The organism is Mesorhizobium sp. CA6, assembly GCF_020165035.1.
Lineage (GTDB): Bacteria > Pseudomonadota > Alphaproteobacteria > Rhizobiales > Rhizobiaceae > Mesorhizobium.
Genome location: NZ_JAIUHI010000027.1, coordinates 32,195 through 59,189 on the forward strand (window position 1 = coordinate 32,195; position 26,995 = coordinate 59,189).

31 protein-coding genes are annotated in these 26,995 nt (G+C 64.4%); 16 read left to right on the plus strand and 15 right to left on the minus strand.

The genetic code is table 11. The annotated features are described in order from the left end of the window. Positions 1-89 precede the first annotated feature (89 nt). Together LB526_RS27875 and LB526_RS27880 are read right to left on the minus strand one after the other, a co-directional pair. A complete protein-coding gene (locus tag LB526_RS27875; protein ID WP_224630462.1) occupies positions 90-569 on the minus strand; it encodes an SRPBCC family protein in 480 nt (159 codons plus the stop codon). Next, the gene (locus tag LB526_RS27880; protein ID WP_224630463.1) at positions 566-919 is read right to left on the minus strand and encodes an ArsR/SmtB family transcription factor; all 354 of its coding nucleotides are present in this window, start codon (positions 917-919) and stop codon (positions 566-568) included. Before LB526_RS27880 ends, LB526_RS27875 begins: the two co-directional genes overlap by 4 nt. Positions 920-1,094: 175 nt before the next feature. Between LB526_RS27880 and LB526_RS27885 the strand changes: the two genes are divergently transcribed. Then, positions 1,095-1,442, plus strand: a complete 348-nt coding sequence (locus tag LB526_RS27885) for an ArsC family reductase (RefSeq protein WP_224630464.1) — start codon at positions 1,095-1,097, stop codon at positions 1,440-1,442. A gap of 381 nt (positions 1,443-1,823) precedes the next feature. Here LB526_RS27885 and LB526_RS27890 read toward each other — a convergent pair whose 3' ends face one another. The 3 genes from LB526_RS27890 to LB526_RS27900 all read right to left on the minus strand — a co-directional run bounded on the left by LB526_RS27890 (position 1,824) and on the right by LB526_RS27900 (position 4,574). Further along, positions 1,824-2,180, minus strand: a complete 357-nt coding sequence (locus tag LB526_RS27890) for a DUF488 domain-containing protein (protein ID WP_224630465.1) — start codon at positions 2,178-2,180, stop codon at positions 1,824-1,826. Positions 2,181-2,277: 97 nt separating this feature from the next. Next, complete coding sequence (locus LB526_RS27895; RefSeq protein ID WP_224630466.1) at positions 2,278-3,534, minus strand: aminopeptidase; 1,257 nt, start codon at positions 3,532-3,534, stop codon at positions 2,278-2,280. A 125-nt stretch (positions 3,535-3,659) separates the two neighbouring features. After that, a complete protein-coding gene (locus tag LB526_RS27900) occupies positions 3,660-4,574 on the minus strand; it encodes a LysR substrate-binding domain-containing protein (protein ID WP_224630467.1) in 915 nt (304 codons plus the stop codon). 97 nt (positions 4,575-4,671) lie between these two features. Here LB526_RS27900 and LB526_RS27905 point away from each other — a divergent pair, with 97 nt between their 5' ends. From LB526_RS27905 to sbmA, 3 genes are all read left to right on the plus strand, one after another. Next, the gene (locus LB526_RS27905; protein WP_224526532.1) at positions 4,672-4,872 is read left to right on the plus strand and encodes a hypothetical protein; all 201 of its coding nucleotides are present in this window, start codon (positions 4,672-4,674) and stop codon (positions 4,870-4,872) included. Positions 4,873-5,093: 221 nt separating this feature from the next. Continuing rightward, positions 5,094-6,251, plus strand: coding sequence for a YbfB/YjiJ family MFS transporter (locus LB526_RS27910; RefSeq protein WP_224630468.1), 1,158 nt, complete (start codon positions 5,094-5,096; stop codon positions 6,249-6,251). A gap of 122 nt (positions 6,252-6,373) precedes the next feature. Next, positions 6,374-7,636, plus strand: a complete 1,263-nt coding sequence (sbmA, locus tag LB526_RS27915) for a peptide antibiotic transporter SbmA (protein WP_224630469.1) — start codon at positions 6,374-6,376, stop codon at positions 7,634-7,636. Positions 7,637-7,658: 22 nt separating this feature from the next. On the opposite strand, the gene LB526_RS27920 is transcribed toward sbmA, so the two are convergent. Next, on the minus strand, positions 7,659-8,666 hold the full coding sequence (locus LB526_RS27920; RefSeq protein WP_224630470.1) for a polysaccharide deacetylase family protein: 1,008 nt from the start codon (positions 8,664-8,666) through the stop codon (positions 7,659-7,661). Between the two features lie 203 nt (positions 8,667-8,869). On the opposite strand from LB526_RS27920, the gene LB526_RS27925 reads away from it, so the two are divergent. After that, the gene (locus tag LB526_RS27925; protein WP_140845806.1) at positions 8,870-9,535 is read left to right on the plus strand and encodes a tetratricopeptide repeat protein; all 666 of its coding nucleotides are present in this window, start codon (positions 8,870-8,872) and stop codon (positions 9,533-9,535) included. 6 nt (positions 9,536-9,541) lie between these two features. Further along, positions 9,542-10,972, plus strand: coding sequence for a ribosome biogenesis GTPase Der (der, locus tag LB526_RS27930; protein ID WP_224630471.1), 1,431 nt, complete (start codon positions 9,542-9,544; stop codon positions 10,970-10,972). A 237-nt stretch (positions 10,973-11,209) separates the two neighbouring features. On the opposite strand, the gene LB526_RS27935 is transcribed toward der, so the two are convergent. Continuing rightward, positions 11,210-12,130, minus strand: a complete 921-nt coding sequence (locus tag LB526_RS27935; protein WP_224546901.1) for a LysR substrate-binding domain-containing protein — start codon at positions 12,128-12,130, stop codon at positions 11,210-11,212. Between the two features lie 116 nt (positions 12,131-12,246). Between LB526_RS27935 and LB526_RS27940 the strand changes: the two genes are divergently transcribed. The 7 genes from LB526_RS27940 to LB526_RS27970 all read left to right on the plus strand — a co-directional run bounded on the left by LB526_RS27940 (position 12,247) and on the right by LB526_RS27970 (position 17,930). After that, entirely contained in the window at positions 12,247-13,524 is a 1,278-nt protein-coding gene (locus tag LB526_RS27940) for an MFS transporter (protein WP_224630472.1), read from the plus strand. A gap of 174 nt (positions 13,525-13,698) precedes the next feature. Then, entirely contained in the window at positions 13,699-14,880 is a 1,182-nt protein-coding gene (locus LB526_RS27945; protein WP_224630473.1) for a cell wall hydrolase, read from the plus strand. Between the two features lie 388 nt (positions 14,881-15,268). Then, on the plus strand, positions 15,269-15,661 hold the full coding sequence (locus LB526_RS27950; protein WP_095768724.1) for an AtpZ/AtpI family protein: 393 nt from the start codon (positions 15,269-15,271) through the stop codon (positions 15,659-15,661). 65 nt (positions 15,662-15,726) lie between these two features. After that, the gene (locus LB526_RS27955) at positions 15,727-16,485 is read left to right on the plus strand and encodes a F0F1 ATP synthase subunit A (protein WP_224630474.1); all 759 of its coding nucleotides are present in this window, start codon (positions 15,727-15,729) and stop codon (positions 16,483-16,485) included. Between the two features lie 75 nt (positions 16,486-16,560). Then, a complete protein-coding gene (locus tag LB526_RS27960) occupies positions 16,561-16,785 on the plus strand; it encodes a F0F1 ATP synthase subunit C (RefSeq protein WP_027164582.1) in 225 nt (74 codons plus the stop codon). Positions 16,786-16,845: 60 nt separating this feature from the next. Then, complete coding sequence (locus LB526_RS27965; RefSeq protein ID WP_095768722.1) at positions 16,846-17,427, plus strand: F0F1 ATP synthase subunit B; 582 nt, start codon at positions 16,846-16,848, stop codon at positions 17,425-17,427. 11 nt (positions 17,428-17,438) lie between these two features. Next, positions 17,439-17,930, plus strand: coding sequence for a F0F1 ATP synthase subunit B (locus LB526_RS27970; RefSeq protein ID WP_224630475.1), 492 nt, complete (start codon positions 17,439-17,441; stop codon positions 17,928-17,930). Between the two features lie 275 nt (positions 17,931-18,205). Here LB526_RS27970 and LB526_RS27975 read toward each other — a convergent pair whose 3' ends face one another. Then, positions 18,206-18,904, minus strand: a complete 699-nt coding sequence (locus LB526_RS27975; protein ID WP_224630476.1) for a ribonuclease HII — start codon at positions 18,902-18,904, stop codon at positions 18,206-18,208. Positions 18,905-19,096: 192 nt separating this feature from the next. Continuing rightward, positions 19,097-20,251 carry a PA0069 family radical SAM protein gene (locus tag LB526_RS27980; RefSeq protein ID WP_224630477.1) on the minus strand — a complete coding sequence of 385 codons (1,155 nt, stop codon included), beginning with the start codon at positions 20,249-20,251 and terminating at the stop codon, positions 19,097-19,099. 148 nt (positions 20,252-20,399) lie between these two features. On the opposite strand from LB526_RS27980, the gene LB526_RS27985 reads away from it, so the two are divergent. Then, the gene (locus LB526_RS27985) at positions 20,400-20,903 is read left to right on the plus strand and encodes a glycosyltransferase (RefSeq protein WP_224630478.1); all 504 of its coding nucleotides are present in this window, start codon (positions 20,400-20,402) and stop codon (positions 20,901-20,903) included. Positions 20,904-20,939: 36 nt separating this feature from the next. On the opposite strand, the gene moaB is transcribed toward LB526_RS27985, so the two are convergent. The 6 genes from moaB to LB526_RS28015 all read right to left on the minus strand — a co-directional run bounded on the left by moaB (position 20,940) and on the right by LB526_RS28015 (position 24,794). Further along, the gene (gene moaB, locus LB526_RS27990) at positions 20,940-21,497 is read right to left on the minus strand and encodes a molybdenum cofactor biosynthesis protein B (protein ID WP_224630479.1); all 558 of its coding nucleotides are present in this window, start codon (positions 21,495-21,497) and stop codon (positions 20,940-20,942) included. Then, entirely contained in the window at positions 21,484-22,377 is an 894-nt protein-coding gene (locus LB526_RS27995) for a 4-(cytidine 5'-diphospho)-2-C-methyl-D-erythritol kinase (protein ID WP_224630481.1), read from the minus strand. Before LB526_RS27995 ends, moaB begins: the two co-directional genes overlap by 14 nt. A 25-nt stretch (positions 22,378-22,402) precedes the next feature. Next, positions 22,403-22,588, minus strand: coding sequence for an NfeD family protein (locus LB526_RS28000; protein WP_095768715.1), 186 nt, complete (start codon positions 22,586-22,588; stop codon positions 22,403-22,405). 84 nt (positions 22,589-22,672) lie between these two features. Then, positions 22,673-23,530 (minus strand): S49 family peptidase, encoded by an 858-nt coding sequence (locus LB526_RS28005; protein WP_095768714.1) that lies wholly within the window; start codon positions 23,528-23,530, stop codon positions 22,673-22,675. Between the two features lie 242 nt (positions 23,531-23,772). Beyond that, positions 23,773-24,570, minus strand: a complete 798-nt coding sequence (locus LB526_RS28010) for a tRNA1(Val) (adenine(37)-N6)-methyltransferase (RefSeq protein WP_224601287.1) — start codon at positions 24,568-24,570, stop codon at positions 23,773-23,775. Then, entirely contained in the window at positions 24,570-24,794 is a 225-nt protein-coding gene (locus tag LB526_RS28015) for a DUF2007 domain-containing protein (protein ID WP_027164594.1), read from the minus strand. The genes LB526_RS28010 and LB526_RS28015 overlap by 1 nt, the downstream gene beginning before the upstream one ends. A 154-nt stretch (positions 24,795-24,948) precedes the next feature. Here LB526_RS28015 and LB526_RS28020 point away from each other — a divergent pair, with 154 nt between their 5' ends. Both LB526_RS28020 and LB526_RS28025 read left to right on the plus strand, forming a co-directional pair. Continuing rightward, on the plus strand, positions 24,949-25,962 hold the full coding sequence (locus tag LB526_RS28020) for a polyprenyl synthetase family protein (protein WP_112095919.1): 1,014 nt from the start codon (positions 24,949-24,951) through the stop codon (positions 25,960-25,962). A 100-nt stretch (positions 25,963-26,062) separates the two neighbouring features. Beyond that, on the plus strand, positions 26,063-26,728 hold the full coding sequence (locus LB526_RS28025; protein WP_224526504.1) for a GntR family transcriptional regulator: 666 nt from the start codon (positions 26,063-26,065) through the stop codon (positions 26,726-26,728). The last annotated feature ends 267 nt before the right edge of the window (positions 26,729-26,995 follow it).

Here is a 26,995-nt window from a genome sequence, read left to right on the forward strand (position 1 = left end):
CTTGCTGGGCTCTGAATGCCCTTCGCGCCGCGATTTAAAGAATCAGGCATGGCGGCCTCGGATGATGCCCTGGCCGCCATGCCAGCTTCTCAAATCGTCTTCACATAGGCCGCCAACTGGTCGGCTACCGTGCCCCAGCCGTCGAAGAAACCCATCTTCTCGTGGCTGTTGCGGGTCGCCTCGTCGCGATGGATGGCGGTGGCGGTGTAGCGCGTGCCCTTGCCCTCGGGCGTCAGCGTGATGATCGCGGTGATGAAGGGCTCGCCGGACGGCCGGTAGCCCGGCAGCAGCGCGTCGGTCCACACCAGCCGCTCGTTCGGCACGATCTCGAGGTAGCAGCAGTGACGGTCGCTGACCTCCTTGCCGTCGGGCGATTGCATGCGCGTGCGGAACAGGCCTCCGGGCCTGAGGTCGATCTCGCAATCGGTGATGACCCACGGCTTCGGCGTGAACCACTGCTTGACATGCTCCGGCCGCGTCCAGGCGCGCCACAGCAACTCGCGCGGCGCGTCGAGGAAGCGCTCCAGCGTCAGGCCCAGTTTCGGGTTCGGCTTGATCGGATAGCTCACGTTTCACTCTCCTTGAGGCTCATCACATAGGCGTCGAACTGGTCGAGGCGGCGCTCCCACAGCGCGCGCTGTTCGGCGAGCCAGTTTTCGGCAAGCCTCAGCGGCTCGGGCGAAAGGCTGTAAGTCCTGACGCGTCCGGCCTTTTGCGACTGCACCAGCCCGCAACCTTCCAGCACCTTCAGGTGCTCGACGAAGGAGGGCAGCGCCATGCCGAAGGGCTCGGCCAGCTCGCTGACCGAGGCAGGGCTCCTGTTCAGCCGCTCCACCACGCGCCGGCGTGTCGGATCGGCCAGCGCGCGAAAGATGCCGTCAATGGGCGGCGGGTTCTGGCTTGTTGTGTGCAGGCTCATAGCTGTTCCTTCCGCGACCGTCGGCGGTCGGGCAATCTTTACGAGAAAATACTTAGGAAAAAACCTTAGTATTGGCAAGAGCCAAAATCGCACCGGCGTAAAGCGCTGGCAAAGCCTATAGGGCCGGCCTAGGCTTCTGCCGGATTCGAAAATCTTCATCTGACAGAGGCCCGCCTTGACCATCACTATGTACGGCATCACCACCTGCGACACGATCAAGAAGGCGCGCGTCTGGCTGGAGAGCCATGACGTGCCGTATCACTTTCATGACTACCGGGCAGAGGGGATCGAGGCCGACAGGCTCAGCGGTTGGATCGGCAAGGTCGGCTGGCAAAAGCTGCTCAACAAGGGCAGCACGACCTTTCGCGAGCTGCCGGAAGCGGACAAGGCCGGGCTGGACGAGAAGAAGGCGAAGCAGCTGATGCTCGCCAGGCCGACGATGATCAAGCGGCCGGTGCTGGAGGTGGGGGACCGGGTGTTTGTGGGATTCAAGCCGGAGGTTTATGAAGAGGCGGTGAAATAGTGCGCGACCGCGAAGCTGCCAATCTCCCCTTGTTGGCTACGGCATGCATGGCAGCTTGGCGTATGCATCGTCTAATGTAGCGCTGGTCGACCCCCACTCCGTCTCGGCTTCGCCGAGCCACCTCTCCCCCGATCGATGGGGGAGAGGAAAGGCGCCAAGCTTTTTGCCGTCAACGCTCGTCCGCAAGGCTCCCTTCCTTTCCCTCCGGAGGGGGGAAAGGTGGCGCTGCGAAGCAGCGACGGATTGGGGGAACCACGTGGCAATCAAGCCTCGGCCTGATCCGTTACGCCTGTCACACAAGACGTGTGCATAGTCTAGCCATTTCATGGGGAGATGTCAGGCAGGACAGAGAGGGGGCGAAGGAACGCTACGTCTCGATAACTATGCGTGGGCTTCCAAATACCCCGCCAGCGCCACCGCATTGTTGTGCGCCTCGTCATGCGCGCCGTAGAGCAGCGTCACCTTGCCCTCGCGCACTAGGCCACGCAGCTGCGCTACCGCGTCGCTATTGGCGTCGAGCTCGGCCCGATATCGCTTCTGGAATTCCGGCCAGCGCTCCGGCTCGTGCCCGAACCATTTGCGCAGCGCGTCGCTCGGCGCGATCTCCTTCAGCCAAAGCGTCAGTTCGGCGTCCTTCTTGCTGACGCCGCGCGGCCAGATGCGGTCGACCAGCACCCGCTGGCCGTCGGCTTTCGCCGGCGGCTCATAGACACGCTTCACCGCAATGTCGAAGGCCACTTATGCCTCCTTTGCCAAGCCCCGGCAAAGTGTGCAGCGGTTGGGCTCGGCGACTTCGCCGTGGCCGTCCGTTCGGAATTGCGCCAACAAAGCACCGTTACGCCCACTCGCCCTTGCGCATCACCGCCACGCGGCTGCCGTCCTTGGCGACGCCGTCGATGTCGATCTTGTCCGAGCCGATCATCCAGTCGATATGGATGAAGCTCTTGTTGCCGCCGCGCGTCGATATCTCGTCCTGGCTGAGCGAGGCGCCGTTGACGAAGCATTTCGAATAGCACTGCCCGAGTGCGATATGGCAGGCGGCGTTCTCGTCGAACAGCGTGTTGAAGAACAACAGCCCGCTCTTCGCGATCGGCGAGGAATGCGGCACCAGCGCCACCTCGCCGAGACGCCGCGCGCCTTCATCGGTGTCCAGCACCTTCTGCAGCACGTCCTCGCCCTTCGAGGCCTTGGCCTCGACGATCCGCCCACCCTCGAAGCGCACCGAGATCTCGTCGATCAGCGTACCCTGATAGGAGAGCGGCTTGGTCGAGGAGACATGGCCCTCGACGCGCCTTGCATGCGGCGTGGTGAAGACCTCCTCGGTCGGGATGTTCGGATTGCAGGTGATGCCGTTCTTCGCCGTCGAAGCGCCGCCCATCCATTCATGGCCGTCCGCCAGCCCGACGGTCAGGTCGGTGCCCGGTCCGGTGAAATGCAGCGCGTGGAAACTGTGCTCGTTGAGCCATTTCGTGCGCTCAGCCAAGGCGGCGTTATGCGCCTTCCAGTTGCCGATCGGGTCCTCGACGTCGACCCGCGAGGCCGAGAAGATGGCGTCGGCAAGCTTCACCACCGCGACGTCGTCCGGCTCACCCGGAAACACCTGTTTTGCCCAGGCAAGATCGGGATAGGCGACGATGTTCCAGTTGATGTCGAAGCCGGTGATCTTCTCCAGCGCCGGCTGGTAGGCCATCGAGTTCGCCTTGTTGGCACGCGCCACCTTGGCCGGATCCTGCGACGAGAGCAGCGACGGGTCTTCGCCGCGCACCGCAAGCCGCGCCGCATTGTTGGAGAAGGCCCTCGCCATGCCTTCGTAGAGCCAGCCGGCGGCGCGGTCGAAACCGGCATCCGCACCGTAGCGGAAGCGCGCCAGCGTGATCTCGTCGTCGTTGAAGATCGGCGTCACCAGCCCGGCGCCCGCCTTATAGGCGTGCTCGACGATGCGGCGGGTCAGCGGCAGCGCTGCGATCGAGGAGGTCAGCACCAGGTCCTGACCGGGCTGCAATTGCAGCCCGACCTTGACGGCGACTTCCGCCAGCCTGTCGAGCTTCACCGGGTCGATGCTTGCCGAAACGCCGCGCGAATGTGTGGTCATGATCCTGCCTGCTACTTGTTGGGGTTCTCATCCTTACATAGACCGCTGCGATTGACCTTTCCACCGCGATCGACCGGGCCTGCTCTCAAGCATGACGGACCGCATTATTGAAAAGTGCGGAGCGGTTAAGCGGCGCTGTCCAGCGCCCGGAACTGCGCCATGGTCGCCTCGATCTCCTCGCGGATCCAGGCCTTGAAGTCGCGCACCTTGCGGCTTTCGCTCTTGGTGGCCGAGGTCACCAGCCAGTAACCCAGCCCGCTCTGCGCCCGCACGCCGAAGGGCGCGACCAGCCGGCCGTCGGCCAGCGCGTCGGCGGTCAGCAACTGCCAGGCGAGCATCACGCCGTGGCCGGCGATCGCCGATTCCAGGCAAAGCATCGGATCGGTGAAACGCGCGCCTTTCTGGAAGGTGACCGGCTCGACGCCGGCCGCCTCGAACCAGCCGTCCCAGCTGAACATCGCCCGCTCGTCGGTGATGGCGCAGGTCTGCGCCAGATCGCCGATCGATTTCAGCCTGGCCGCGATCGAGGGCGCGCAGACCGGAAACACTTCCTGGGCAAGCAGAAGCTCGGCGCGCCCGCCCGGCCATTTGCCGTCGCCGAGCCGGATTGCGATATCGATGTCGGACCGGTCGAGATCGGCGACCCTGGCCGAGGCGTCGATGCGCAAAAGCACATTCGGATGTCGCGCGAAATGCCGCGACAGCCGCGGCAGCAGCCATTTCGAGGCGAAGGCCGGCGCCACCGAGACGACCAGCGTGCACTCGTTGGCCTCGTCGGCCAGCGCCACGGCTTGCGCGAGCGCGCGGAAGCCGACGCTGAGTCGCGTCGTGAAGGCGGCGCCAAATTCGGTCGGCACGAGCCCGCCCGGCGTCCGTTCGAACAGCGCCTGGCCCAGCTGCTTTTCCGTGCGCTTGACCTGCTGGCTGACGGCACTGACCGAGACGTTCAACTCGGCCGCCGCGCCCGCCAGCGATCCCAGCCGGGCGACGGTTTCCACGGCGCGCAGGCCGTTGAGATGGACGCGGTTCAGCATAGCCATCCAGTTTTTCTAAAGCGACCGGACCGAAATCTCAATTGAACCCCGACAGGAAAGCGCAGAATTTAGCCGAAACAACCTTGAACCATGAGGTGGCCCCATGAAGATTTTATCTTTTCTGAAAGGGCTTTCCGGCACCGAGGCGAGGCCGCGCGACGACAGCGAGGTCGCGCGCTGGACCACCGATCCGCTGTCGCATCCGGTGCTCGACACCATGTCGGAGCGCGAGCTCGGCGACATGCCCTTCCGGCTGACGGCCCGCCGCACCGCATATGAAACGATGGGTGCAGCTGGCCGCTAAGTTGCCGCTAAGTTTTTGGCCTTTTCGGCGGTGCTCCCCTCATCCGGCCGCTTCGCGGCCACCTTCTCCCTTCGGGAGAAGAGATGGCGCCAGCGCCGACAGGCTCCTCTCCCCACCGGGGAGAGGTCAGCCGAGCGAAGCGGAGGCTGGGTGAGGGGACGTGCACCTGGCCCAACGCAAGCGCATTGTTTCACCTGCACATGCAATTATTGTGCGCCGCAATGAACGCCACGCCATCTCCCTTGCGGCTTGCTCTCGCCGGCATGGTCGCGCTTGCCGTCGCCATGGGCATCGGCCGCTTCGTCTACACGCCGATCCTGCCGGGCATGATGGAGGGACTTGGCCTGACGCCGGCCGATGCCGGTTGGATCGCTTCCGCCAATTATGTCGGCTACCTCATCGGCGCGCTTGCCGCGGCCGGTGGCTGGGCGCATGGCCGCGAGCGCATGCTGATGTTCGCCGGCCTCGCCGCCAGCGCCGTGCTCGCGGCCCTCATGGGGTTCAACGAGACGATGGCCGCCTTTCTCGTCATCCGCTTCCTCGCCGGCCTCGCCAGTGCCTTCGTCATGGTGTTCATGGCCTCGATCGTCTTCAGCCATCTGGCAGAGGCCGGCCGCGGCGATTTGCAGGCGCTGCATTTCGGCGGCGTCGGCCTCGGCATTGCCGCGTCCTCGGCGCTGCTGGCGGTCCTCGTCTCCGAACATGCGGATTGGGCCGCCGGCTGGCTCTGGTCGGGGGCGCTTTCGACCGTCGGCCTGCTCGTCGTCGCGCTGCTCGCCGGCTCGACCACGCCGGCCAATGTCACCGACGGGCGCGAGCCGGCGCTGCCGAAGGACGGGTCCCTGGTGAGGACGATCGTCGCCTATGGGCTGTTCGGCTTCGGCTATGTGGTGACCGCCACTTTCCTGGTCGCCATCGTCCGCCAGGGCGGCGGCGGCCGCGTCTTCGAGGCGAGTGTCTGGATGGTCGCCGGCCTCGCTGGCTTTCCCTCGACTTGGGCGTGGCAGAAGCTCGCCGGCCGGCTAGGGCTCTATGCCACTTATGCCGCGAGTTGCCTGGTCGAGGTGGTCGGCGTCACCGCCAGTGTCGTCGTCAAGGGCGCCGCCGGACCGTTGATCGCCGGCGTCCTGCTCGGCGGCACCTTCATCGCCATCACGGCGCTGGGCCTACAGATGGGCAGGCAGCTCGCGCCGCGGGCGCCGCGCCGCATCTTCGCGGTGATGACGGCGGCCTTCGGCCTTGGCCAGATCGTCGGCCCGATCGCCGCCGGCCTGCTCGCCCAGGCTTCGGGCAATTACGTGCTTGCTTCGATCATGGCAGCGTCGGCGCTGCTCGCCTCCGGCGTCATTGCTTGGTCGGCTGCGCCAAAATCGCCATGATTTGCGGTTTGTTCGATGCCGGACGTCGGGCACGGGCATTTTCTTTCCCCCTAATGTGTGACTTTATGCCCGCCGAACTGCAACGCCGCTGATTTGCGGTCAGACCGAGGAAACCCGCCACAGTGTTCGTATCCTTCTTCCCGCAGCCGAAGCTTTTCTTCACCTCGGCCGCCGTCTGGAGCCTTGCCGCGATCCTGTTCTGGTTCTTCGGCGGCGAGCAGTTGGGCGCGATGTTCGGATTGCCTCCGGTAGCAGAGGGTGTCCCCAAGATCATCGGCGTCGAGCTCTTTTGGTCGAAGCCCTTTCTGTGGTTCTACATATATTTCGCCGCGGTCGTTTTCGTTTTCTACGGTTTTTGGGCTTGGTATCGACCCCATCCATGGTTGAATTGGTCAGTTCTTGGGACTTCGCTCATCCTCTTCGTGATCTATTACCAGGTGCAGGTCAACGTTGCTTTCAACGATTGGTACGGCCCTTTTTACGATCTTATTCAAAAGGCGTTGGGGACACCGTATTCTACGACGCCATGGGATTTTTACAGCCAGCTGCTGACCATCATGTGGATCGCGCTTCTGGCTGTTACTGTTGGCTCTCTCAATCGGTTCTTCGTAAGCCACTGGATCTTTCGTTGGCGCACCGCCATGAACGACTACTATATGGCCAACTGGGATAGGTTGAGACGTATCGAAGGTGCATCGCAGCGTGTCCAGGAAGACACGATGCGCTTCTCAACCACGATGGAGGATCTGGGTGTTAGCTTGGTTGGGTCGGTCATGACCCTGATCGCGTTTCTTCCCGTGCTGCTGCATCTTTCGCAGAACGTTACGGAATTGCCGATTGTCGGCACGGTGCCTTATTCACTCGTCGCTGTGGCTATCGTCTGGTCCATTTTCGGAACCACTTTCTTGGCGCTGGTTGGTATCAAGCTTCCGGGGCTTGAGTTCCGCACACAACGCGTCGAGGCGGCTTTCCGCAAAGAGCTTGTCTACGGCGAGGACGATATAGGTCGTGCGCAGCCGCCAACTGTCGCTGAACTTTTTCGGAACGTCAAAAATAACTATTTCAGAAAGTATTTCCATTATCTATATTTTAACGTGGCTAGAATTTTCTACCTGCAAATCGATAATATATTCCCATATATAGTTCTCGTGCCCACAATGGTTGCTGGCAAGATAAAGCTTGGGGCCCTAAATCAGATCCTAAACTCTTTTGATCAGGTGCGTTCGTCGTTCCAATATCTGGTCAACTCCTGGCCAACCATTGTCGAGTTGATTTCCATATATAAACGCCTTCGTGCTTTCGAGGCGACGATCCATGGCGAGCCGCTACCAGACATCGATCGCCGTTTCATCGAACGCCAAGCACACGAGCCGGATCCGGCCTAGGTCGGATTGCAAGGTGGGCGGCTCAGCCGCCCACCGCCGCCTGCGCCTGCCCGGGCCGCTGGCGCGCGAGATAGTCGCGGAAACTGATGCACTCGACTTGCGGCATCACGCAGACCTCGCCGGCGAAGCGCTCCAGCGTGTTCCAGTACGCGCCGTTATTCATCAACGTGAAGTGGAAGCCGAGCTCCAGGGGCAGGCGCTTGCCGTTGTACTGAGCCTCGAAGGCGGTGTGGAACGCCTGATAGGCGCGCTCGGTGAATGCGTCCGCCTCGGCCGGCTTTTCGGTGCCGCCCGAGTGGCGGACATAAAGATTGTAATCCATGGCGACGACCGGCTTGGCCTTGTCTCCCTCCGGGATAAGCGGCAGGGCGAAGCGGGTTATGCCATTCAGGGCTGGCGGCACGACCGGGCCGCTCGAGACGCCGCTCGCATCGTATTCAAAGCCGGCCTCGGGCAAGGCTTCGTAAAGCGCCTTATCGGTGGATAGATAGGGCGCGCGAAAACCGGTTACGGTATGGCGGGCGAAATTGCGCCAGCCGGCCGGCTCGGGAGAAATGCCGTTGATCGCATAGGCATTCTCGAAAATGCGCCGCGCGGACGCGAATTCGGCCAGCCAGTCGGCCTTGCTCCAGGCCTTGCCGTCGAAATGGCCGCAGGCATGGCTGCCGATGTCGTGGCCCTCGGCCGCGGCCAGCCGGACCTGCTCCAGCCGGTCGGCGACATCCTGTTTCGAGGCGCCGAAGCCGACATTCGATTTGCCGGCGGCCTTGCCGGGGCCGGCATAGTGCAGCCGCGTCTCGGGAGAGAGCAGGAACACGCAGGACAGGAAATAGGTGAAATGCGCGCCCGTGCGCTTTGCCAGCGCCCGGCTGCGCTGCCATTGCGAGATCTCGCGGGCGGCGTCGAACGAGATCAGCACGACCTGCTTGGCCGGCGAAACCGTTGGCGATTTCGGCGGATCGGCGAAGGCGGTATTGGCTGAGGCGAGCGAGGCGAGACTGATCGCAAGGACGCGGTACGAACGAAGCATTGACAACCTTCTGGCGGGGACGTCTTCCGGCCGATCGGAAGCCGGCTATCGCGCAAATGTGGCGCGGTTGCGTTCAGGTATGGACTGTGGGCGCCCGGCATTCTCAGCCGATTTTCCGGTCCGCCCCCTTCCATGCCGACGAAATTTCGCTAAAACGCGGGCTCAAGAAGCGCCCCCTCCTGGGGCCGCAATGGTTTTGATTGATGTCGGACGACAGTTTTATCCGCGAAGTCAACGAAGAGATTCGTCGCGAGCAGGCGCAGAAGCTATGGGACCGTTTCGGCCCGGCCATTCTCGGCCTTGCCATCCTGATCGTGCTCGGCACCGCCGCTGTCGTCGGCTACCGCTATTGGGACGAAACCCGCGCCAACCGCTCGGGCGACGCCTTCTCGGCGGCCCTCAAGCTCGCCAATGACGGCAAGAATGACGAGGCGATCGCCGCGCTCGACCAGCTGGAGAAGGACGGCTACGGCGCCTATCCGCTGCTCGCCCGCATGCGCGCCGCGACCGTCAAGGCCAACAAGGGCGACGTCGATGGCGCGGTCAAGGATTTCGACGAGGTCGCCGCCGACAGCGCCATTCCCGCCGGCATTCGCGATATTGCGCGGCTGAGGGCGGCGCTTCTGCTCGTCGACCACGGCTCCTACGCCGATGTCTCCAGCCGCATCGAGGCGCTCACCGCCGACACCAATCCGCTGCGCCATTCGGCGCGCGAGGCGCTCGGCCTTGCCGCCTGGAAGGACGGCAAGTCGGCGGACGCGCTCAAACTGTTCGACCAGATCTCTTCGGATGAAGCCGCCCCGCGCAATGTGCGCCAGCGCGCGCAGCTGATGTCCGAGTTGATCCGCGGGTCGGGCAACGTGTCGTGATCCTGGATGGGCTTCAAAGTCGCCATCATCGGCCGGCCTAACGTCGGCAAATCGACTCTTTTCAATCGGCTGGTCGGAAAGAAGCTGGCGCTTGTCGACGACACGCCTGGTGTAACGCGCGACCGCCGCGTCCATGCGGCAAAACTCTACGATCTTCATTTCGATGTCATCGACACCGCCGGCTTCGAGGACGCGGCGGCTTCGACGCTGCCCGGCCGCATGCGCCAGCAGACCGAGATCGCCATTCGAGAGGCCGACCTCATCTTCTTCACCGTCGATGCCAAGTCGGGCCTGATGCCCGACGACCGCACCTTCGCCGAGGTGGTGCGCAAATCGGGCAAGCCGGTGGTGCTCGTCGCCAACAAGGCAGAGGCGCGTGGCGCTCAAGGCGGCATGCTGGAAGCCTGGGAACTCGGCCTCGGCGAGCCGATCCCGATCTCGGCCGAGCACGGCCAGGGCATGCCGGATCTGCGCGATGCGGTGATTGAAGCGCTCGGCCAGGAACGCGCTTTCGGCGAGGATGAGGAAGACGAAGCCGGCGAGATCGCCGCCAGCGAGGTTCTGATCGGCGAGGACATCGCCGACCCGGATGCTGAAGCGCCCTATGACGACACCAAGCCGCTGCGCATCGCCGTCGTCGGCCGCCCGAACGCCGGCAAGTCGACGCTGATCAATGCGCTGATCGGCGAGGAGCGGCTGCTCACCGGTCCGGAAGCCGGCATTACCCGCGATTCGATCTCGGTCGACTGGGACTGGCGTGGCCGCAGGATAAAGCTGTTCGACACGGCCGGCATGCGCCGCAAATCCAGGATCCATGAAAAGCTGGAAGTGCTCTCGGTGCAGGATGGCCTGCGCGCCATCCGCTTCGCCGAGATCGTCATCATCATGCTCGACGCCACCATCCCGTTCGAGAAGCAGGATCTACAAATCGCCGACCTCATCATCCGCGAGGGCAGGGCGCCGGTGATCGCCTTCAACAAATGGGACCTGATCGACAATCCGCAGGAGCTGCTGGCCGAGCTGCGCGAAAAGACCGAGCGGCTCCTGCCGCAGGTGCGCGGCATCCAGGCGGTGACGGTCTCGGCCGAGACCGGGCGCGGCCTCGACCGGCTGATGGAAAGCGTCATCAAGACGCACAAGGTCTGGAACAGCCGTGTCTCTACCGGCAAGCTCAACCGCTGGCTGGAAGGCATCCTCGCGCATCACCCGCCGCCCGCCGTCGCCGGCCGCCGGCTGAAGATCAAATACGTCACCCAGGCAAAAACCCGCCCGCCGGGCTTCGTCGTCTCGTGCTCGCGGCCGGACGCCATGCCGCAATCCTATGTCCGCTATTTGACCAACAGCCTGCGCGAGGCCTTCGACATGCCAGGCGTGCCGATCCGCATGGCGCTGCGCACCTCGGAAAATCCGTTTGCGGGCAGGGCGAAGAAGCGGTGACTTCTGGGAAAGCGCCGACGCTGATCCCTCGTCATCCACGGGCGAAGCAAGGAGCGAAGCGACGCAGCGCAGACCCGAGGATCCATTCCGTGACTTAGAAGCGCCGCGACGATTCAGAATTCTGCTCCGCTGCATTCCTCGCGCGAAGTAACGGAATGGATTCTAGGGTCTGCGCTGCGTCGCTCCGCTCCTTGCTTCGCCCTAGAATGACGATGTCGAAAGGCGTCGGCTAAGACGCTAAGCGACCTCCCGCAGTCCATCGCCGGTTCGCGCTCCCTCAGGCAGCGTCTCCAGCGCCGCCTGCAAAAGAATCTCCGCCAGCCGCGTCGCCACGGGGTCGAGCTCGGCGTCCTTCCGGTGCAGGTGCAGCGCCATTGTCGGCAGGGCAGGCAGCCCGAGCACGCCCGGCGCGATTGCCCTGACATTGGCCGGCAGGCCGATATCGGTGCGGATCGTCAGGCCGAGGCCTGCCGCCACCGCCGCCCAGATGCCGCCGAGGGAAGGACTCGAGAAGGAGATGCGCCAGGGCATGCCCGCGCGATCGAGTGTCTCGGTCGCCACGGTTCTGAGCAGGCACGGCGCCTCGAACACCACCAGCGGCAGCGGCTCGCCATTGCGCGGACCAGCCTCGATCGGCTTGGCCGGGCCTATCCAGCGCGCCGGCACGTCGGCGACATGGCGGCTATAGGGCAGGGCCATGCCGTCATGCCAGGCAAGCGCGATGTCGAGATTACCTGACAGGACACGCTCGGCAAGGTCGTGGCTGCGGCCGATCCGTGCTTCGATGCGGACCTTGGGATGGGCGCGGGCGAAGCGGCCGAGCACGTCGGGCAGCACGGCCTCGCCGAAATCCTCCTGCAGGCCGAGCCGTACCCAGCCTTCCAGCTCGACGTCGCGGATGGCGGAGGCCGCCTCGTCGTTGAGCTCGATCAGCCGCCGCGCATAGCCGAGCATCGTCTCGCCGGCTTCGGTGAGCGCCAGGCCGCGCCCTGCCTTGCGGAAGACCGGCGTGTCCGCCTGCTCCTCCAGCTTCTTCAGTTGCGCGCTGACCGCGGATGTCGAGCGGCCAAGCCGTTCGGCCGCCTTGGCGAAGCTGCCCAGCTCCATGCCGGTGACGAAGGTTCTGAGGACATCGAGGTCGAAAGTGACGCGGCGCATCGGGATAGTCCTGATTTTCAGGATTGTTGGTGAAAAACTTCCTGATTTTATGGATGAAGCTATGGCGCTACATCCGGTCCGTCAAGCCGTCAGCCGGCCATCACAGGAATGGAGCCATGTCCGCCATCGTCACACGAAATGTCTGCCAGCCGCCCGCGGGAGACATTGCCAGCGCCTCAGCCCGCCGCGCCTTCGGCCCCAACCATCGCTGGAAGGTGCTGGGCATCGGCGTCGCCGCCAATGCCGGCTTCTCCGCCACCTTCTCCGGCATTCCGGCAACCGCGGTGGTGATGCGCCAGGGCTACCACCTCGACAATGCCTCGCTGGGCTTGGCATTGGGTCTACTCGGTCTGGGCGTGGCGCTGAGCGAGCTGCCCTGGGGCGTGCTCACCGACCGCTGGGGCGACCGCCGCGTGCTCCTGACCGGGCTCGGGGCGACGGCCGCATGGCTTTTCATCATGGCGCTGCTTGTCGTGCCGACGAAAATGGCCGTTCCCGGCGTCGCGCTGCTGTCGGCAAGCCTGCTCGTCGTCGGCCTGCTCGGCGGCAGCGTCAACGGTTCCAGCGGCCGCGCCATCATGGGCTGGTTCGGCGAGGGCGAGCGCGGCTTCGCCATGAGCATCAGGCAGACGGCGGTGCCGCTTGGCGGCGGGCTGGGCGCGCTTGTCCTGCCGTCGCTTGCGTTGAGTTTGGGCTTCACGGCGGTCTTCGGCCTGCTTGCGGTCGTCTCCGCGCTCTCGGCCTGGTTTACCTGGCGCTGGCTGCACGAGCCGCCAGTGGAAAGCGGCCCTCACCCCGCCACGGCGACACTTGGACCGGCGCCGTTGCGCAACATCGAGGTATGGCGCATCTCGACCGCCATCGGCCTGCTCTGCTTCCCGCAGGTCGCGGTGCTGACCTTCGCCTCGGTCTTCCTGCATGACTTCGCCGGCATGGGCACCTTTGTGACCAGCGCCAGCCTCGCTGCGGTGCAGACCGGCGCAATGGCGATGCGTGTCTGGAGCGGGCGCTTCACCGACCGCCACCGCAACCGTCGCCCGTTCCTGAAACTCTGCAGCGCGCTGAGCGCATTTGCCTTCCTGGCGCTGTGGCTGCTGGTGATCGGCGCTGCCGACGCGCCGTCGTTGCTGCCGTTGCTTCCGCTGATGGTCGTCGTTGCCGGCATATCCGTTTCTGCCTGGCACGGCGTCGCCTATACCGAGCTTGCCACGCTTGCCGGCGCCGGCCATGTCGGCACGGCACTCAGCCTTGCCAACAGTTTTGTGTTCATCGGCTTCTGTCTGGTGCCCATCGCCATTCCATGGCTGCTGGTGGTCTTCGCATGGCCCGGCGTGTGGCTCGCGGCCGCGATCTGCGCGGCGCTCGCGTGGCCGATCTTCCTGCGCCAGGCCTGATTCAGCCGAAGCCGATGCACCCGCCCAGAGCCTGATTCTTCATCGGCCCCGCCGTGAAAATTGCACGCTGGCTTTCCTCAAACATGAAAAGAACATGATCGATGCCGTTAACCCCGCATCAAGGTTAATGCTTCATTTTGACTCTCCGGGGTCAGTAGCGTTCTGGAGAGTTCCGTGCATCGACGCGTTTCATTGCGGCTTGCCGCCGCCGCCGTTGCGAAAAAACGTTCCTTTCTTCCTCCTTTGGTGCTTGGGCTCGGTATTTGGATCGGCTTTCCGTCGGCCGTCGCCTACCAGGATATGGCAAGCCTGATCTCCGGCCTGGAATCGTCCGACACCCGCTGGAACGCCTATATCGAGAAATCCGCCGCCGGCTCGGTGCATGCCGCCGAAATGCCGTTTGTCGATTCCGTCACCACCGGCTCGCTGTCCGGTTCCGGCGTGAATTTGCCGGGGGTTGGTACCGTCGCCTTCCGCGGCAAGGGCAGCGCCGTGGGCGCGACGCCCGATGAGGATCGTGTCGTGCGCGCCGACAAGAAGGGCCGCATCGTCAAGGTGTCGCCAGTCGCGCCGCCCAAGAATTTCAGCGCCGGCTCGATTTTCGAGCGCACCTCCTCGCTGCTGCGTCCCGCGATGGACAGCGGCCTGAAGCTCACCTTCGCCAAGCCGGGCATCAAGGGCAAGGAAGTCCAGATCGCCCAGGCCTTCCATCTTCGCGAGGACAAGAGGCCTGATCCGGCGCTGCCGGCGGCACTTGTCGCTCTCGTCAACAACGACAAGCCGGACATCCTTGCCTCGGCCTATGCCCAGTCCGCGCCCGACTACGCCAAGGCTTCGCCCTTCGAGGCGCTGCTGCAGGACGATCCCAACGATGGCCGCTTCATTCCGCCGATGGGCAAGGGCGACCATGCCTGGCTGCAGACCCCCCTGCCGGCAAGTGTCTTTTCCAAGCCCGAGCAGGCCTGCCTTGCCAAGGGCATCTATTTCGAGGCGCGCAGCGAGCCGGTCCGCGGCCAGGCGGCGGTGGCGCAGGTGATCCTCAACCGCGTCCGCAATCCGACCTATCCGAAGACGATCTGCGGCGTCGTCTACCAGAACGACAACTGGTTCAACCGCTGCCAGTTCTCCTTTGCCTGCGACGGCAGGAAGAAGACAATCACCGACCTGGCCTCCTACAAGACCGCCCAGGAGGTTGCCATGGCGGTGACCGCCGGCAAGATATTCATTCCCGAGGTCGGTTCTTCGACGCATTACTACGCCAATTACGTCCATCCGGGCTGGGCGCGGGCCATGCACAAGATGACCAGGATCGGCCTGCATATCTTCTACCGCACCTATGGCGGCGGCTGGAGCTGAGCCGCTAAAGCATGTCTCCCGAAAGTGGTAAGCGGTTTCGGGAAGACACGCGCGAAATCAAAAACTGAAGCGCGTGGAGCGAATCTGAAGCATCGCGACGCGCTTAGGCGGCTCAAGCTGAGCCGCCCAAACACCGCCCCGGCTATCCCTTCCTCCGACGCCCGGCAATGCCTCGGCGGACGCGCCTTGTCGCGCGGATTCGCGCCGTTACCTCACGCAGGCGTGAAGGGCACGATGTCGCACCTCGATAAACCATTGATTTAACTGCTAAAAATACATCGCTCGGAAGTTTGGCCCGTGGCTTGACGGGGGCGGACCCTCTAACTATGTTGCCGGCGACTTTAGAAGCGGACGGACGGCAATCGTCTGCCCGGGCAGGGGGGTTGCGATGGCCGACAAAACCGGGCCAGACGGAACCGGAGAAACCGGCCGCGGCAGGCAGCCAGAAGCCACCATCCGCGACGACGAACTTGAGCGCCGCCGGCGCGACCTCGAAGCATCGCTTGCGACGAGACGCACGGACCGGTCCGAGGGGAAAGACGAAGCGAAAGCTGCGACCGGTTACGGTCAGGCGCTGAAGCTGTCCAGCGAGTTCATCGCCGGAGTGGTGGTTGGTGTCGGCTTGGGCTGGATCATCGACCGTCTGGCGGGAATAGCGCCCTGGGGTCTGATCGTCGGCCTGTTGCTGGGCTTTGGCGCAGGCATACTCAATGTCCTGCGCTCGGCGGGACTGGCATCGGAATTCGGCCAGGGCGGCAAGCCGCGCGAGCCGAGAGAATGAAGTGAGGCGCCGCAGGGCGCTAAAGTGAATTAAAAAGCCGTTTGTGGCTTTGACGGGGATTTAAAGTGGCTGCTGACAAGGTCGATCCGATCCACCAGTTCCAGATCCATCCGATCATCCCGCTGCATATCGGCGGCTACGACGTATCTTTCACCAACTCCTCTTTGTTCATGGTCGTGACGATCGTCCTGGCGTCCGCCTTCCTCTATATGAGCACCTCCAGCCGCGCCTTGATTCCGGGTCGCCTGCAGTCGGTGTCCGAAATGGCCTACGAATTCGTCGGCAACATGCTGCGCGATGCCGCTGGCAAGCAGGGCATGCAGTTCTTCCCGCTGGTGTTCTCGCTGTTCATGTTCGTGCTGGTCGCCAACCTGATCGGCCTGTTCCCTTATTTCTTCACCGTCACCAGCCACATCATCGTCACCTTCACGCTGGCGATCCTGGTCATCGGCACGGTCCTCGTCTACGGCTTCGCCAAGCACGGCTTCGGCTTCCTCAAGCTGTTCGTGCCGCATGGCGTGCCGGGCTACCTTCTGCCGCTGGTGGTGGCGATCGAAATCATCTCCTTCGTCTCGCGGCCCGTCAGCCTCTCGGTTCGTCTTTTCGCCAACATGCTGGCCGGCCACATCACGCTGAAAGTGTTCTCGGGCTTCGTCGTCAGCCTGAGCGCGTTTGGCGCCGTCGGTATCGCCGGCTCGGTGCTGCCGCTTGCCATGGCGGTCGCGCTCTCCGCGCTCGAGCTGTTGGTCGCCTTCCTGCAGGCCTATGTGTTCGCGGTGCTGACCTGCATGTATCTGAACGACGCCCTGCACCCGAGCCACTGATTTTCACCGGCGCCCCGGCGCCAGCTTACCCAACGTACCAACTTCAACGAACAGAGAAACCACAGGAGTTTTGAAATGGACGCAACTGCAGCAGCTGCTATCGGCGCTGGTATCGCCTGCATCGGCATGGGCGGCGCGGGCATCGGCCTCGGCAACATCTTCGGCAGCTACCTCTCGGGTGCGCTCCGCAACCCGTCGGCTGCCGACGGCCAGTTCGGCCGCCTGATCTTCGGCTTCGCCGTGACCGAAGCTCTGGGCATCTTCTCGCTCCTGATCGCTCTGCTCCTGGTCTTCAAGTAAGAGCCGGCGCTGACGAAAGGGGCCGCATGGTGCGGCCCGTTCTAGGGACAGGGGAATGAGATGTTCGTGACATCTGCCTATGCGCAAGAAGCAGCGCCGGCCGCGGCCGAGGGCGATACGCATGCCGGCACTGCCGTGCCTGCCGCGGAGCATGAAGCGTTCCCGCCGTTCGACGCCAAGACCTTCCCGTCGCAGATCCTGTGGCTGGTCATCACCTTCGGGCTCTTTTACCTGTTCCTGAAGCGGGTTGTGATGCCGCGTCTTGGCGGCATCATCGATGTCCGCAACGACCGCATCACCCAGGACCTCGACCATGCCGCAAGGCTGAAGGGCGAGGCGGACGCCGCGGTTGCTGCCTATGAGCAGGAATTGGCGGAAGCCAAGGTCAACGCCAACAAGATCGGCCAGCAGGCGAACGACGCCGCCAAGGCGCAAGCCGAGGGCACGCGCAAGAAGCTCGAGGCCGAGCTTGAGAAGAAACTTGGCGAGGCCGAGGCGAGCATCGCCTCGATCAAGGCCAAGGCGATGAAGGAAGTCGGCACTATCGCCGAGGACACAACCTCGGCCATCGTCGAGGCGCTTGTCGGCGGCAAGGCCGACAAGGCCGAAATCGCGGCCGCGGTCAAATCCGCGAGCCGGTGAGGAGCGGGATCATGGACGCCACATCACTCGCCACGCTCTGGGCCACCATCGCCCTGATCATCTTCCTCGGCGCCGTCGTCTATCTGAGGGTGCCGGGCATGCTTGCCAAGTCGCTCGACGCCCGCGCGGCCAAGATCAGCAGCGAGCTCGAAGAGGCACGGCGCCTGCGCGAGGAGGCCCAGCAGCTGCTGCGCCAGTATCAGCAGAAGCGCAAGGAAGCCGAGAAGGAGGCCGCCGACATCGTCGCTGCCGCCAAACGCGAGGCTGACTTGCTTGCCTCCGAGGCGGCCAAGAAGACCGAGGACTATGTCGCCCGGCGCACCGCGCTTGCCGAGCAGAAGATCAGCCAGGCCGAGCGCGAGGCGGTCAGCGAAGTGCGCGCCACCGCCGTCGACATCGCCGTCGAAGCCGCCCGCACGCTGCTCGCCACCAAGGTCGACGTCAAGACCGGCGCGGATCTGTTCAAGTCGGCGCTCAATGATGTGAAGGCCAAGCTGAACTGAGCTGACTTCGAAACTTCGAAATCAAAAGCCGCCTGGGCAACCCGGCGGCTTTTTTGTTTGGAAGGAGCGCGGCGCCTGAACTGCTGATCTCCCCCCTTGTGGGGGAGATGCCCGGCAGGGCAGAGGGGGGGCGCGAAGGATCGCGGCGTCTCATTCTGTGCGCTGGGTCGAGTGCAAACTGTGCGAGAAGTTCGTGCGACTGGCTGACAGGCTGGCGGGACAGCGCCCCCCTCTGTCCTGCCGGACATCTCCCTCACATTGGGGGGATCAGCTAACTACTCCAGCCCGGCGAGGCTCTCTTCCTCTTCCGCCATCTCAACCCCACCCAACCGGAACGGCGCGAACGAGGCTCGGTGAAGCCGTGCCACCGGCCCATGCGCCTCGATCGCGGTGCGGTGCCGGACCGTCGCGTAGCCCATATGCACTTCGAAGCCGTAACGCTCGTGATGTCCGCCGCAGCCGCACATTATGCGGTCGCGCATCACCTTGGCGATGATCGAGGCGGCGGCGATCGACTGCGAGCGCTGGTCGCCCTTGATGAGCGCGCGGCCTTCACAGGCGAGACCTGGCGGTATGTCGCGGCCGTCGGCCAGGGCGAGCTTCGGCCGCAAGGACAAGCCGGCGGCGGCGCGGCGCATCGCTTCGAGGCTGGCTTTCAAAATGTTGCTGTTGTCGATGCCTTCGGCGCTGATCGAAGCCATCGAGATGCTGAGCGCCGAGCCGAGAATCTTGAGGAACAGCGCCTCGCGCTGCAAATGGGTGAGGCGCTTGGAATCGTCGAGCCCTTCGGGAATATTGGCGGGGTTGAGCACCACCGCGGCGGCCACCACCGGACCTGCGAGCGGACCGCGGCCGGCCTCGTCCATGCCGGCGACCGGCCACAGCCCGTCTGCTATTGCTTTCGTCTCGATCGAGAAGTCGGGCTTCTCGACCATTTCAAAGAGAAGCGGAGAATCGGAACGCGCGCGAGCCATGGTGCGGCCAGGTTCGCATCGGCTCCGATTCTCCGCAAGTCCTTCCGGGTCGGATGGGGCGTCGGACCGGGAAGGCACCGTCTCACAGCCGGGGGACAGGGGCCGGACGGGATTCTTGAGGACGACAATTCCAGACCGAAAATCGCTTTGCCTGGAAGTGCTTAGCGCCGGCCGTCATGGCCGGTGCTGGCGTCAAAGCAGCATCAGCTGCTCGCCGGCACTGGCGCCTGCGACGAATTGGTCGGTGCGAAGCTGCCGCCGCTCGACATTGAGGCCGAGCCGCTTGGCGGCAATCTCGAAGCGCCGACCGATCTGCCAGGCATAGGGACCGGCGCCCTTCATGCGCTTGCCCCATTCGGAATCGTAATCCTTGCCGTCGCGCATCGAGCGGATAAGCGACATCACATGCCGGTAGCGGTCGGGATAATGACGCAACAGCCAGTCCTTGAAGATCGGCGCCACTTCGAGCGGCAGGCGCAGGATGACGTAGCCGGCCTCCCGCGCGCCGGCGGCTCTAGCCGAATCGAGGATGCGCTCCATCTCCGGATCGGTAAGCCCCGGAATAATCGGTGCCACCATGACCGATGCCGGGATGCCGGCGTCCGAAAGCTGCCTGATCGCCTCCAGCCGCTTCGTCGGCGTCGAGGCGCGTGGCTCCATCGTTCTCGCCAGCATGCGGTCGAGCGTCGTCACCGACAGCGCCACCTTGGCAAGGCCGCGCTCGGCCATGCGCGACAGGATGTCGATGTCGCGTGTCACCAGCGCCGACTTGGTGACGATGCCGACCGGATGGCCGCGCGCTTCCAGCACTTCCAGGATCTCGCGCATGATGCGGTATTGCTTCTCGATCGGCTGGTAGGGATCGGTGTTGGTGCCGATAGCGATCGTGCGCGGCTGGTAGCCCGATTTTGACAATTCCCTGTCCAGCATGCGTGCGGCATCCGGCTTGGCGAACAGCTTCGATTCGAAATCGAGCCCCGGCGACAGGCCCATGAAGGCATGCGTCGGCCTGGCGAAGCAGTAGACGCAGCCATGCTCGCAGCCGCGATAGGGGTTGATCGAACGGTCGAAGGAGATGTCAGGCGACTCGTTGCGCGTGATGATGGTGCGCGGCTTTTCGACCTGCACTTCCGTCTTGAACGGCGGCAGTTCCTCCAGCGAGTTCCAGCCGTCGTCGAACACATGCCGGCTGACCGGCTCGAACCGGCCGGACGGATTGATCCCGGCCGAGCGGCCGCGATTGCGATCGGGCCGCACGCGCAAGCCGCTCTGCTCGATCATCGCATTTGCCATTTCGGCTCTTCCTGCTCCGAAGGCGGCAATGTCGGCTCGCACGATCTGTTCCATTTTCGCCCTCTCCCAGGGACTGTCGGCAGGCTGTCGAATCGCTCTGTTCATGAAACTATTCCTATTTTGCCGAAGAGAACAAAGCAAGAACTTTTTCGCTTGAAGCGCGCAACTGGCGCATCGCCGCACTTTCCGCTATTCGGCTAAAATGCTCAGCGTCCTTATCGAAACCCGCAACGACGAAGAGGGGCTTGCCCGTACGCTCGCCTCGCTGGTCGGCGGCGCGGTCGAAGGCGTCGTGCGCGACGTGATCGTCTGCGATCAAGGCTCGACCGATCAGACGCACCGGGTGGCCGAGCATGCCGGCTGCCACTATGCGACCGGCGGGATCGGCGTCGGTATCGGCCAAGCCAAGGGCGACTGGCTGCTCCTGCTCGAGCCAGGGGCGCGGCTCGCCGAGGGCTGGATCGACGAAGTCGTGGCGCACACGGCGAAACAGACCATGCCGGCGCGCTTTTCACGCGCCCGCGCCAACCGTGCGCCTTTCCTGGCCAGGGTGTTCTCGAGCAATCGTGCGCTGGCCGAGGGGCTTGTCATCAGCAAGCGTCAGGCCTCGGCTCTGGCAAAGAGCGCGCGCAACGCCGAAGCCCTGGCGCGCGGTCTGGCGACCAGAAGGCTGAACGCCGAAATCTGGATCGCGCCGCCGAAATGATGCCCCGCCGTGCCGGCCGGGCGCTTTAACTGAGCTTTACGAGGTTGGCTTGCCGCCGCGCCTGAGATGCTCGTCCAGCCGCGGCATGATCTCGACGAAGTTGCAGGGCATGTGCCGATAGTCGAGCTGCGCCTTGATGATGCCATCCCAGGCGTCCTTGCAGGCGCCGGGCGAGCCCGGCAGCACGAAGACGAAGGTGGCGTTGACGACGCCCCCGGTCGCCCGGCTCTGGATCGTTGAAGTGCCGATCTTGTCGTAGGAGATGCGGTGAAAGACTTCCGAAAAGCCGTCCATGCGCTTTTCGAAGATCGGCTCCAGCGCCTCCGGCGTCACGTCGCGGCCGGTGAAGCCGGTGCCGCCGGTGGTGATGACGACATCGATGTTTTCGTCCTTCGACCAGCCGAGCACCTTGTCGCGGATCTTTTCGCGGTCGTCGGTGACAATATCGCGCGCGGCAAGGCTGTGGCCGGCTTCCGCGATGCGGTCGGCCAGCGTCTGTCCGGATTTGTCGTCGGCGAGGCCGCGCGTGTCGGAGACGGTAAGCACGGCGATGCGCACCGGAATGAAGGGCCGGCTTTCGTCAAGCTTCGCCATCGCTCACCTCCATACTGCGCGTCGCGGCAACGAACCAGTCGGGGTGGCGGGCGCGGATCTCGATCGCCGCGCGCTTTGCGACATTGCCGGTCTCGAACAGGCCGAAACATGTGGCGCCCGAGCCGGACATGCGCGCGAACGCGGCGTCGGCACGCTTGAGCGCCTTGAGCGCCTCGCCGATCGCCGGCTGGACCGAACGGGCGGCAGGCTCGAGATCGTTGCGCGTCGTCTCCAGCCAGTTGCGGATCGTGTGGAAATCGAGGCGCTTAGGCAGTGGCGGCAGCGCCTCGTTATCGCGGCTGGAGAGCGCCTTGAACACGTCCGGCGTCGAGACCGCGATGCCCGGATTGACCAGCACCAGCCCAAGCGCAGGAAAGGCGGATAGCGGCGAGACTTCATCGCCGATACCGCGTGCGATCAGCGGCTTTGATTCGAGGCACATCGGCAGGTCGGCACCGAGCGAAAGCCCGATCCGGGCTAGCGAATTGTCGTCGATATCGAGCTTCCAGAGCCGCGCCAGGCCATTAAGCGCGGCCGCCGCGTCGCTCGAGCCGCCGCCGACTCCGGAGGCGATGGGCAGGTTCTTCTCCAGCCGGATGGCGACCGGCGATCCCTGTTGCATGCCGGCTTCCCGGCGCAAGGCATCGCGCGCCTTCACCACCAGATTGTCGCCGTCGAGCGGCAGCCCGGCGGCATAACGGCCGGATACCGAGAATTCATCCTGCTCGGCCCGCTCGATCTCGAGCCGGTCGCCGAAGCGGGTGAAGACGGCAAGGCTGTCGATGAGATGGTAGCCGTCGGCGCGCTGTCCGATGACATGCAGCGCCAGGTTGATCTTGGCAGGCGCAAGCCACGTCCGGACCTCTGTGCCGGGCTCCAGGATGTCGGCTGCTGGCGAGATGGGATCAGTCCTTGGCGAGACGATATTCGCCGGTCTTGGGGTCCTTGACCAGCGTGCCCGTCGTGCCGTTCGCCGCCTGTCTTTCGGTACGCCGGATCTTGGCCGTCACGCGTTCGGCCTCGCGCACGAAAGCGCGGTAGCCAAAGTAAGCGGCGGCGCCGACAACGGCGAAGAAAATGATCTGCGGCATCTCTAAAACTCCTCCCGCGTCCTCGCGGCAAGGCCGGCCGAATGGGTCGGTCAAGCGGCCATGCTAGCCGCATTCATGGCTTTTTCAAAGCCCGAAGCGCGCCCACAGCGCGCGCTCTTCCGCCGCATCGAGGACGCCGCTGGCGGCGGCCGCCGCGATATCCGGCGCCGAAACGCGCGAGCCGAACAGGCCGAAACGGCCGAACAGACCGCGCGGCGCGGTGATCAGCTTGAGCTGCGTCTTTTCGCCGAAACGGGTCTTGAGCACGCTGCGCATATCGCCCAGCGCATCGACAAGGCCGAGCTCGAGGCCGCGCTTGGCGGTCCAGAACAGGCCGGTGAACAGGTCCGGGTCATCCTTGAGCTTGCTGCCGCGCCGTTCCTTGACGAGGTCGATGAATGTCTCGTGCACTTCGAGCTGCAGCGCCTTCAGCCGTTCGACGTCCTCCTCCTTCTCGGGCTTGAACGGATCGAGCACGGCCTTGTTCTGGCCGGCGGTGTGGACGCGCCGCTCGACGCCGATCTTCTTCATCAGTTCCGGGAAGCCGAACGAGGCCGAGACCACGCCGATCGAGCCGACGATCGAGGACGGGTCGGCGAAGATCTCGTCGCCGGCAACCGCGATCATGTAGCCGCCCGAGGCCGCCACGTCCTCGACGAAGACCAGCACCTTCTTGTTCTTTTCCGCCGCCAGGTCGCGGATGCGCTTGAAGATCAGACGCGACTGCACCGCTGAGCCGCCCGGCGAATTGATCGAGATGGCGACCGCCGGCGCGTCGAAGCCGAACGCCTTTTCGATCAGGCCGGCCGTCGAGGCGAGCGACAGGCTCGGCCGGAACTGGCCTCCGCCGGCCATGATGGGGCCTTGCAGCCGGATGACCGGAATGGTGACGACTGTCGAGCGCCAGGATTTCGGCAGCAGGCGGTTGAAAAGGCGTTTCACGAACGATTGTCTCCGGACAAAAGGCAAAAGAGCAAGATGAGATCAGGTCGGTTGGTCTGTTTCACGGGCGCAGCGTCATCCTGCTTGGGCATGTAAGGAACTCGCCGGCCAACGGCAATGCCGCATCGCCGGCCAGTGCATGTCGCGCAAAAGTGTGCAGCGGTTTTGCGAAAAAGACATGCATAAAACAAAAACTTGAAGCGCGTCGCTAGAATCCATTTCAACGCGACGCGCTTCAAGGATCAATCGCCGAACAGCGATGCCAGGCCGTTATTGATCATTTCCGTCCGCTCCGCCGGCCCGTTGCCGGACGGCCCGTGCAAGATGAGCGGCGGGCGGATCGACAGTTTTCCGCGCGCGCCGAGCACCGCCCTGACGACGATGCGGATCGCCGCCGCATCCGGCCGCGGATGCACGCACAGCAACTCGGCATCGCCGAAGCGTCCTTCGATCGCGTTCAGGATGGCAACCAACTGCTCGGGCCGCGCGATGACGGCCAGCCCGCCGCGCGGCCTGGCGACGGCGGCGGCGCTCCTGATCCAGCGCTCGAACAGGCCGTCCTCCGCCACATGCGCCTCTCTGCGCAACGCGTCGGGCGTCGAGCGATCCTCGGCCGCGTTGAACGGCGGGTTCATGATGACGAAGTCGAAGGAGTTGTCGGCAAGCCCGGCCTCGGTCCGCGCTCGACCGGTCAGCGTCACGTCGGCGGTCAGCACCGAGGCGCGGTCGCCGAGATGGCCATTCCCGGGATGCGAAAGCGTGGCAGTGGCGAACCCGGCCATTTCGGCGGAGCGCTCGACGAGCACGGCCTGTGCCGCTGGGCAGCGCGACAGCACGGCAAGGGCGGCGGCGCCGGCGCCCGCGCCGAAGTCGGCGAGCCGGCCGGAAAAGCCGGACGGCACGGCGGCCGCCAGCATCATGGCGTCCATGCCGGCGCGATGACCGCCGCGGCTCGGCTGCACCAGCCAGAAGCGCCCGCGATGGAAGGCATCGATCGTGTGAGCCGGCGTATCCGGGACGGGGGCGGTGCTGGCTCCCATTATTTTTTGCGGATCTCGTTCTCGATGCCGGCATCCTTGAGGATGCGCCGTGCGGCATCGACCTTTTCGGCATCGACCATCACGCGCCGCGGCAGGATGCCGAGCGAACCGTCGAGCACGCTCATATTCTGGTCGGCGACGAAACAGGCGATGCCGGCATCGCGCATCAGCGATTCGACAAAGGAGATGACGACGGCGTCGTTGGTGCGGACAAGCTCGATCATGAAACGAAAATCGCAGGTTGTGGCGTTCGTGTAAACGTGCGCGTGGACACTCCGTCGGCGGAGCCGCGCTAATTCGCCTCTTGCCGTGCCCGGTTGCGCCGCCCTAGAGTCGGCGAGGGACCAAGGGTGCGTCAGATTGACGGGAGTTGTCGTGGTGGGTGTCGTTCTCAACATCGAAGGCAAGCGGGAACCCGCTTCCATCAAGGATTTGATCGATCTGACAGCCGCCGATATGGGGCGGGTCAACGAGCTGATCCTGTCCAAGGCCGGCTCCGACGTCGAGATGATCCCGGAGATCGCCAATCATCTGATCTCCTCCGGCGGCAAGCGGCTCAGGCCCATGCTCACGCTCGCCGCCGCGCAGATGTTCGGCTATTCCGGCGAAGGCCATGTCAAGCTCGCGACCGCCGTCGAATTCATGCACACGGCGACGCTTCTGCATGACGACGTGGTCGACGAGAGCGCGCTGCGCCGCGGCAAGAAGACGGCGCGCATGATCTGGGGCAACCAGGCGAGCGTGCTCGTCGGCGATTTCCTGCTCGGCCAGGCCTTCCGCATGATGGTCGAGGTCGGTTCGCTGGAAGCCTTGGACATTCTGTCGGCCGCGGCCTCGATCATCGCTGAGGGCGAGGTGATGCAGCTTGCCGCCGCCAAGAACCTCGAGACCACCGAGGACGAGCATTTCGCCGTCATCAAGGCCAAGACGGCGGCGCTGTTCTCGGCCGCCGCCGAAGTCGGGCCGGTCATCGCCCAGGCCTCGCGCACCGATCGCGCGGCGCTTCGCTCCTACGGCATGAATCTCGGCCTTGCCTTCCAGCTCATTGACGACGCGCTGGACTATGGCGGCTCGAGCAAGGATCTCGGCAAGAATGTCGGCGACGATTTCCGCGAGGGCAAGGTGACGCTGCCGGTGATCCTCGCCTACCGGCGCGGCACCAAGGCCGAGCGCACCTTCTGGAAGCGCGCCATCGAGGACAACGTCGCCGACGATGCCGGGCTTGAAAAGGCCATCGGCCTGATGGCCCGCCACGGCGCCATCGCCGATACGATCGGCCGCGCCCGCCATTTCGGTGAGATCGCCCGCGACGCGCTAGCCCCGCTGGAGGCGACGCCGCAGAAGTCGGCTTTGATCGACGTCATCGATTTCTGCATCAGCCGCGTCAACTGAGCCCGCGGATCCGGCTCATTTGCGTCCGCCGGGCAGGGCGCCTGTGAATCCCGCGCCGGCCGTCTCGACAAGGAGCGGTCCGGCAAATTATCTATAAAATATGGCCAGCAAAGAAGACACGATCGCCGTCCGCATCAGCAAGGAACTGGCGGACCGCATCATTTCGGGCGCCATTGAACCGGGATCGCGGCTGCGCCAGGACCATGTCGCCGAGGAATTCAACACCAGTCATGTCCCGGTGCGCGAGGCTTTCCGGCGCCTGGAGGCGCAAGGGCTGGCGATTAGCGAGCCGCGCCGCGGCGTGCGCGTCGCCTCTTTCGATCTCGGCGAGGTGAGGGAGGTGGCCGAGATGCGGGCGGCGCTCGAAGTGCTGGCGCTGCGCCATGCCGTGCCGCATCTGACGGCGTCGATCCTCGACCAGGCCGAGGAGGCGACCAAGGCCGGCGACAAATCCCGCGACGTGCGCTCCTGGGAAGAGGCCAATCGCACCTTCCATCGGCTGATCCTGGCGCCCTGCAACATGCCGCGCCTGCTCTCCACCATCGACGACCTGCATGCCGCGAGCGCGCGCTTCCTTTTCGCGGCCTGGCGCTCGGAATGGGAAACCCGCACCGACCAGGATCACCGCGCGATTCTGAGCGCCCTGAGACAAGGCAACACCGAATCGGCCGCCGCGACACTCGGGCGGCACGTGCAATGGATCGGCCAGAAGCCGGTCAAGACCGCTTCCGGCAAGACCCGCGACGCCTTCGCCATCGTGGGGTAGGTTTGGCGATTGGCGATTGGCCGAGGCTTCTCAGCCTCGTCATTCTGGGGCGGAGCAAGGAGCGAAGCGACGCGCGCAGACCCGAGGATCCATTCCGTGACCTATGAGCTTCGAGGCAATCCAGACAATGGCACCGGTGCGCCGGCGTAGCCAGTCGCCTTCTTCGCCGCTGCATTCTCCGGCCCGCGTAACGGCATGGCAACTGTGTTCACGCGAATGCGGTTTTGTCGCGAATGATAGCGTTGAGGACGACCAGGAGCTTCCTTG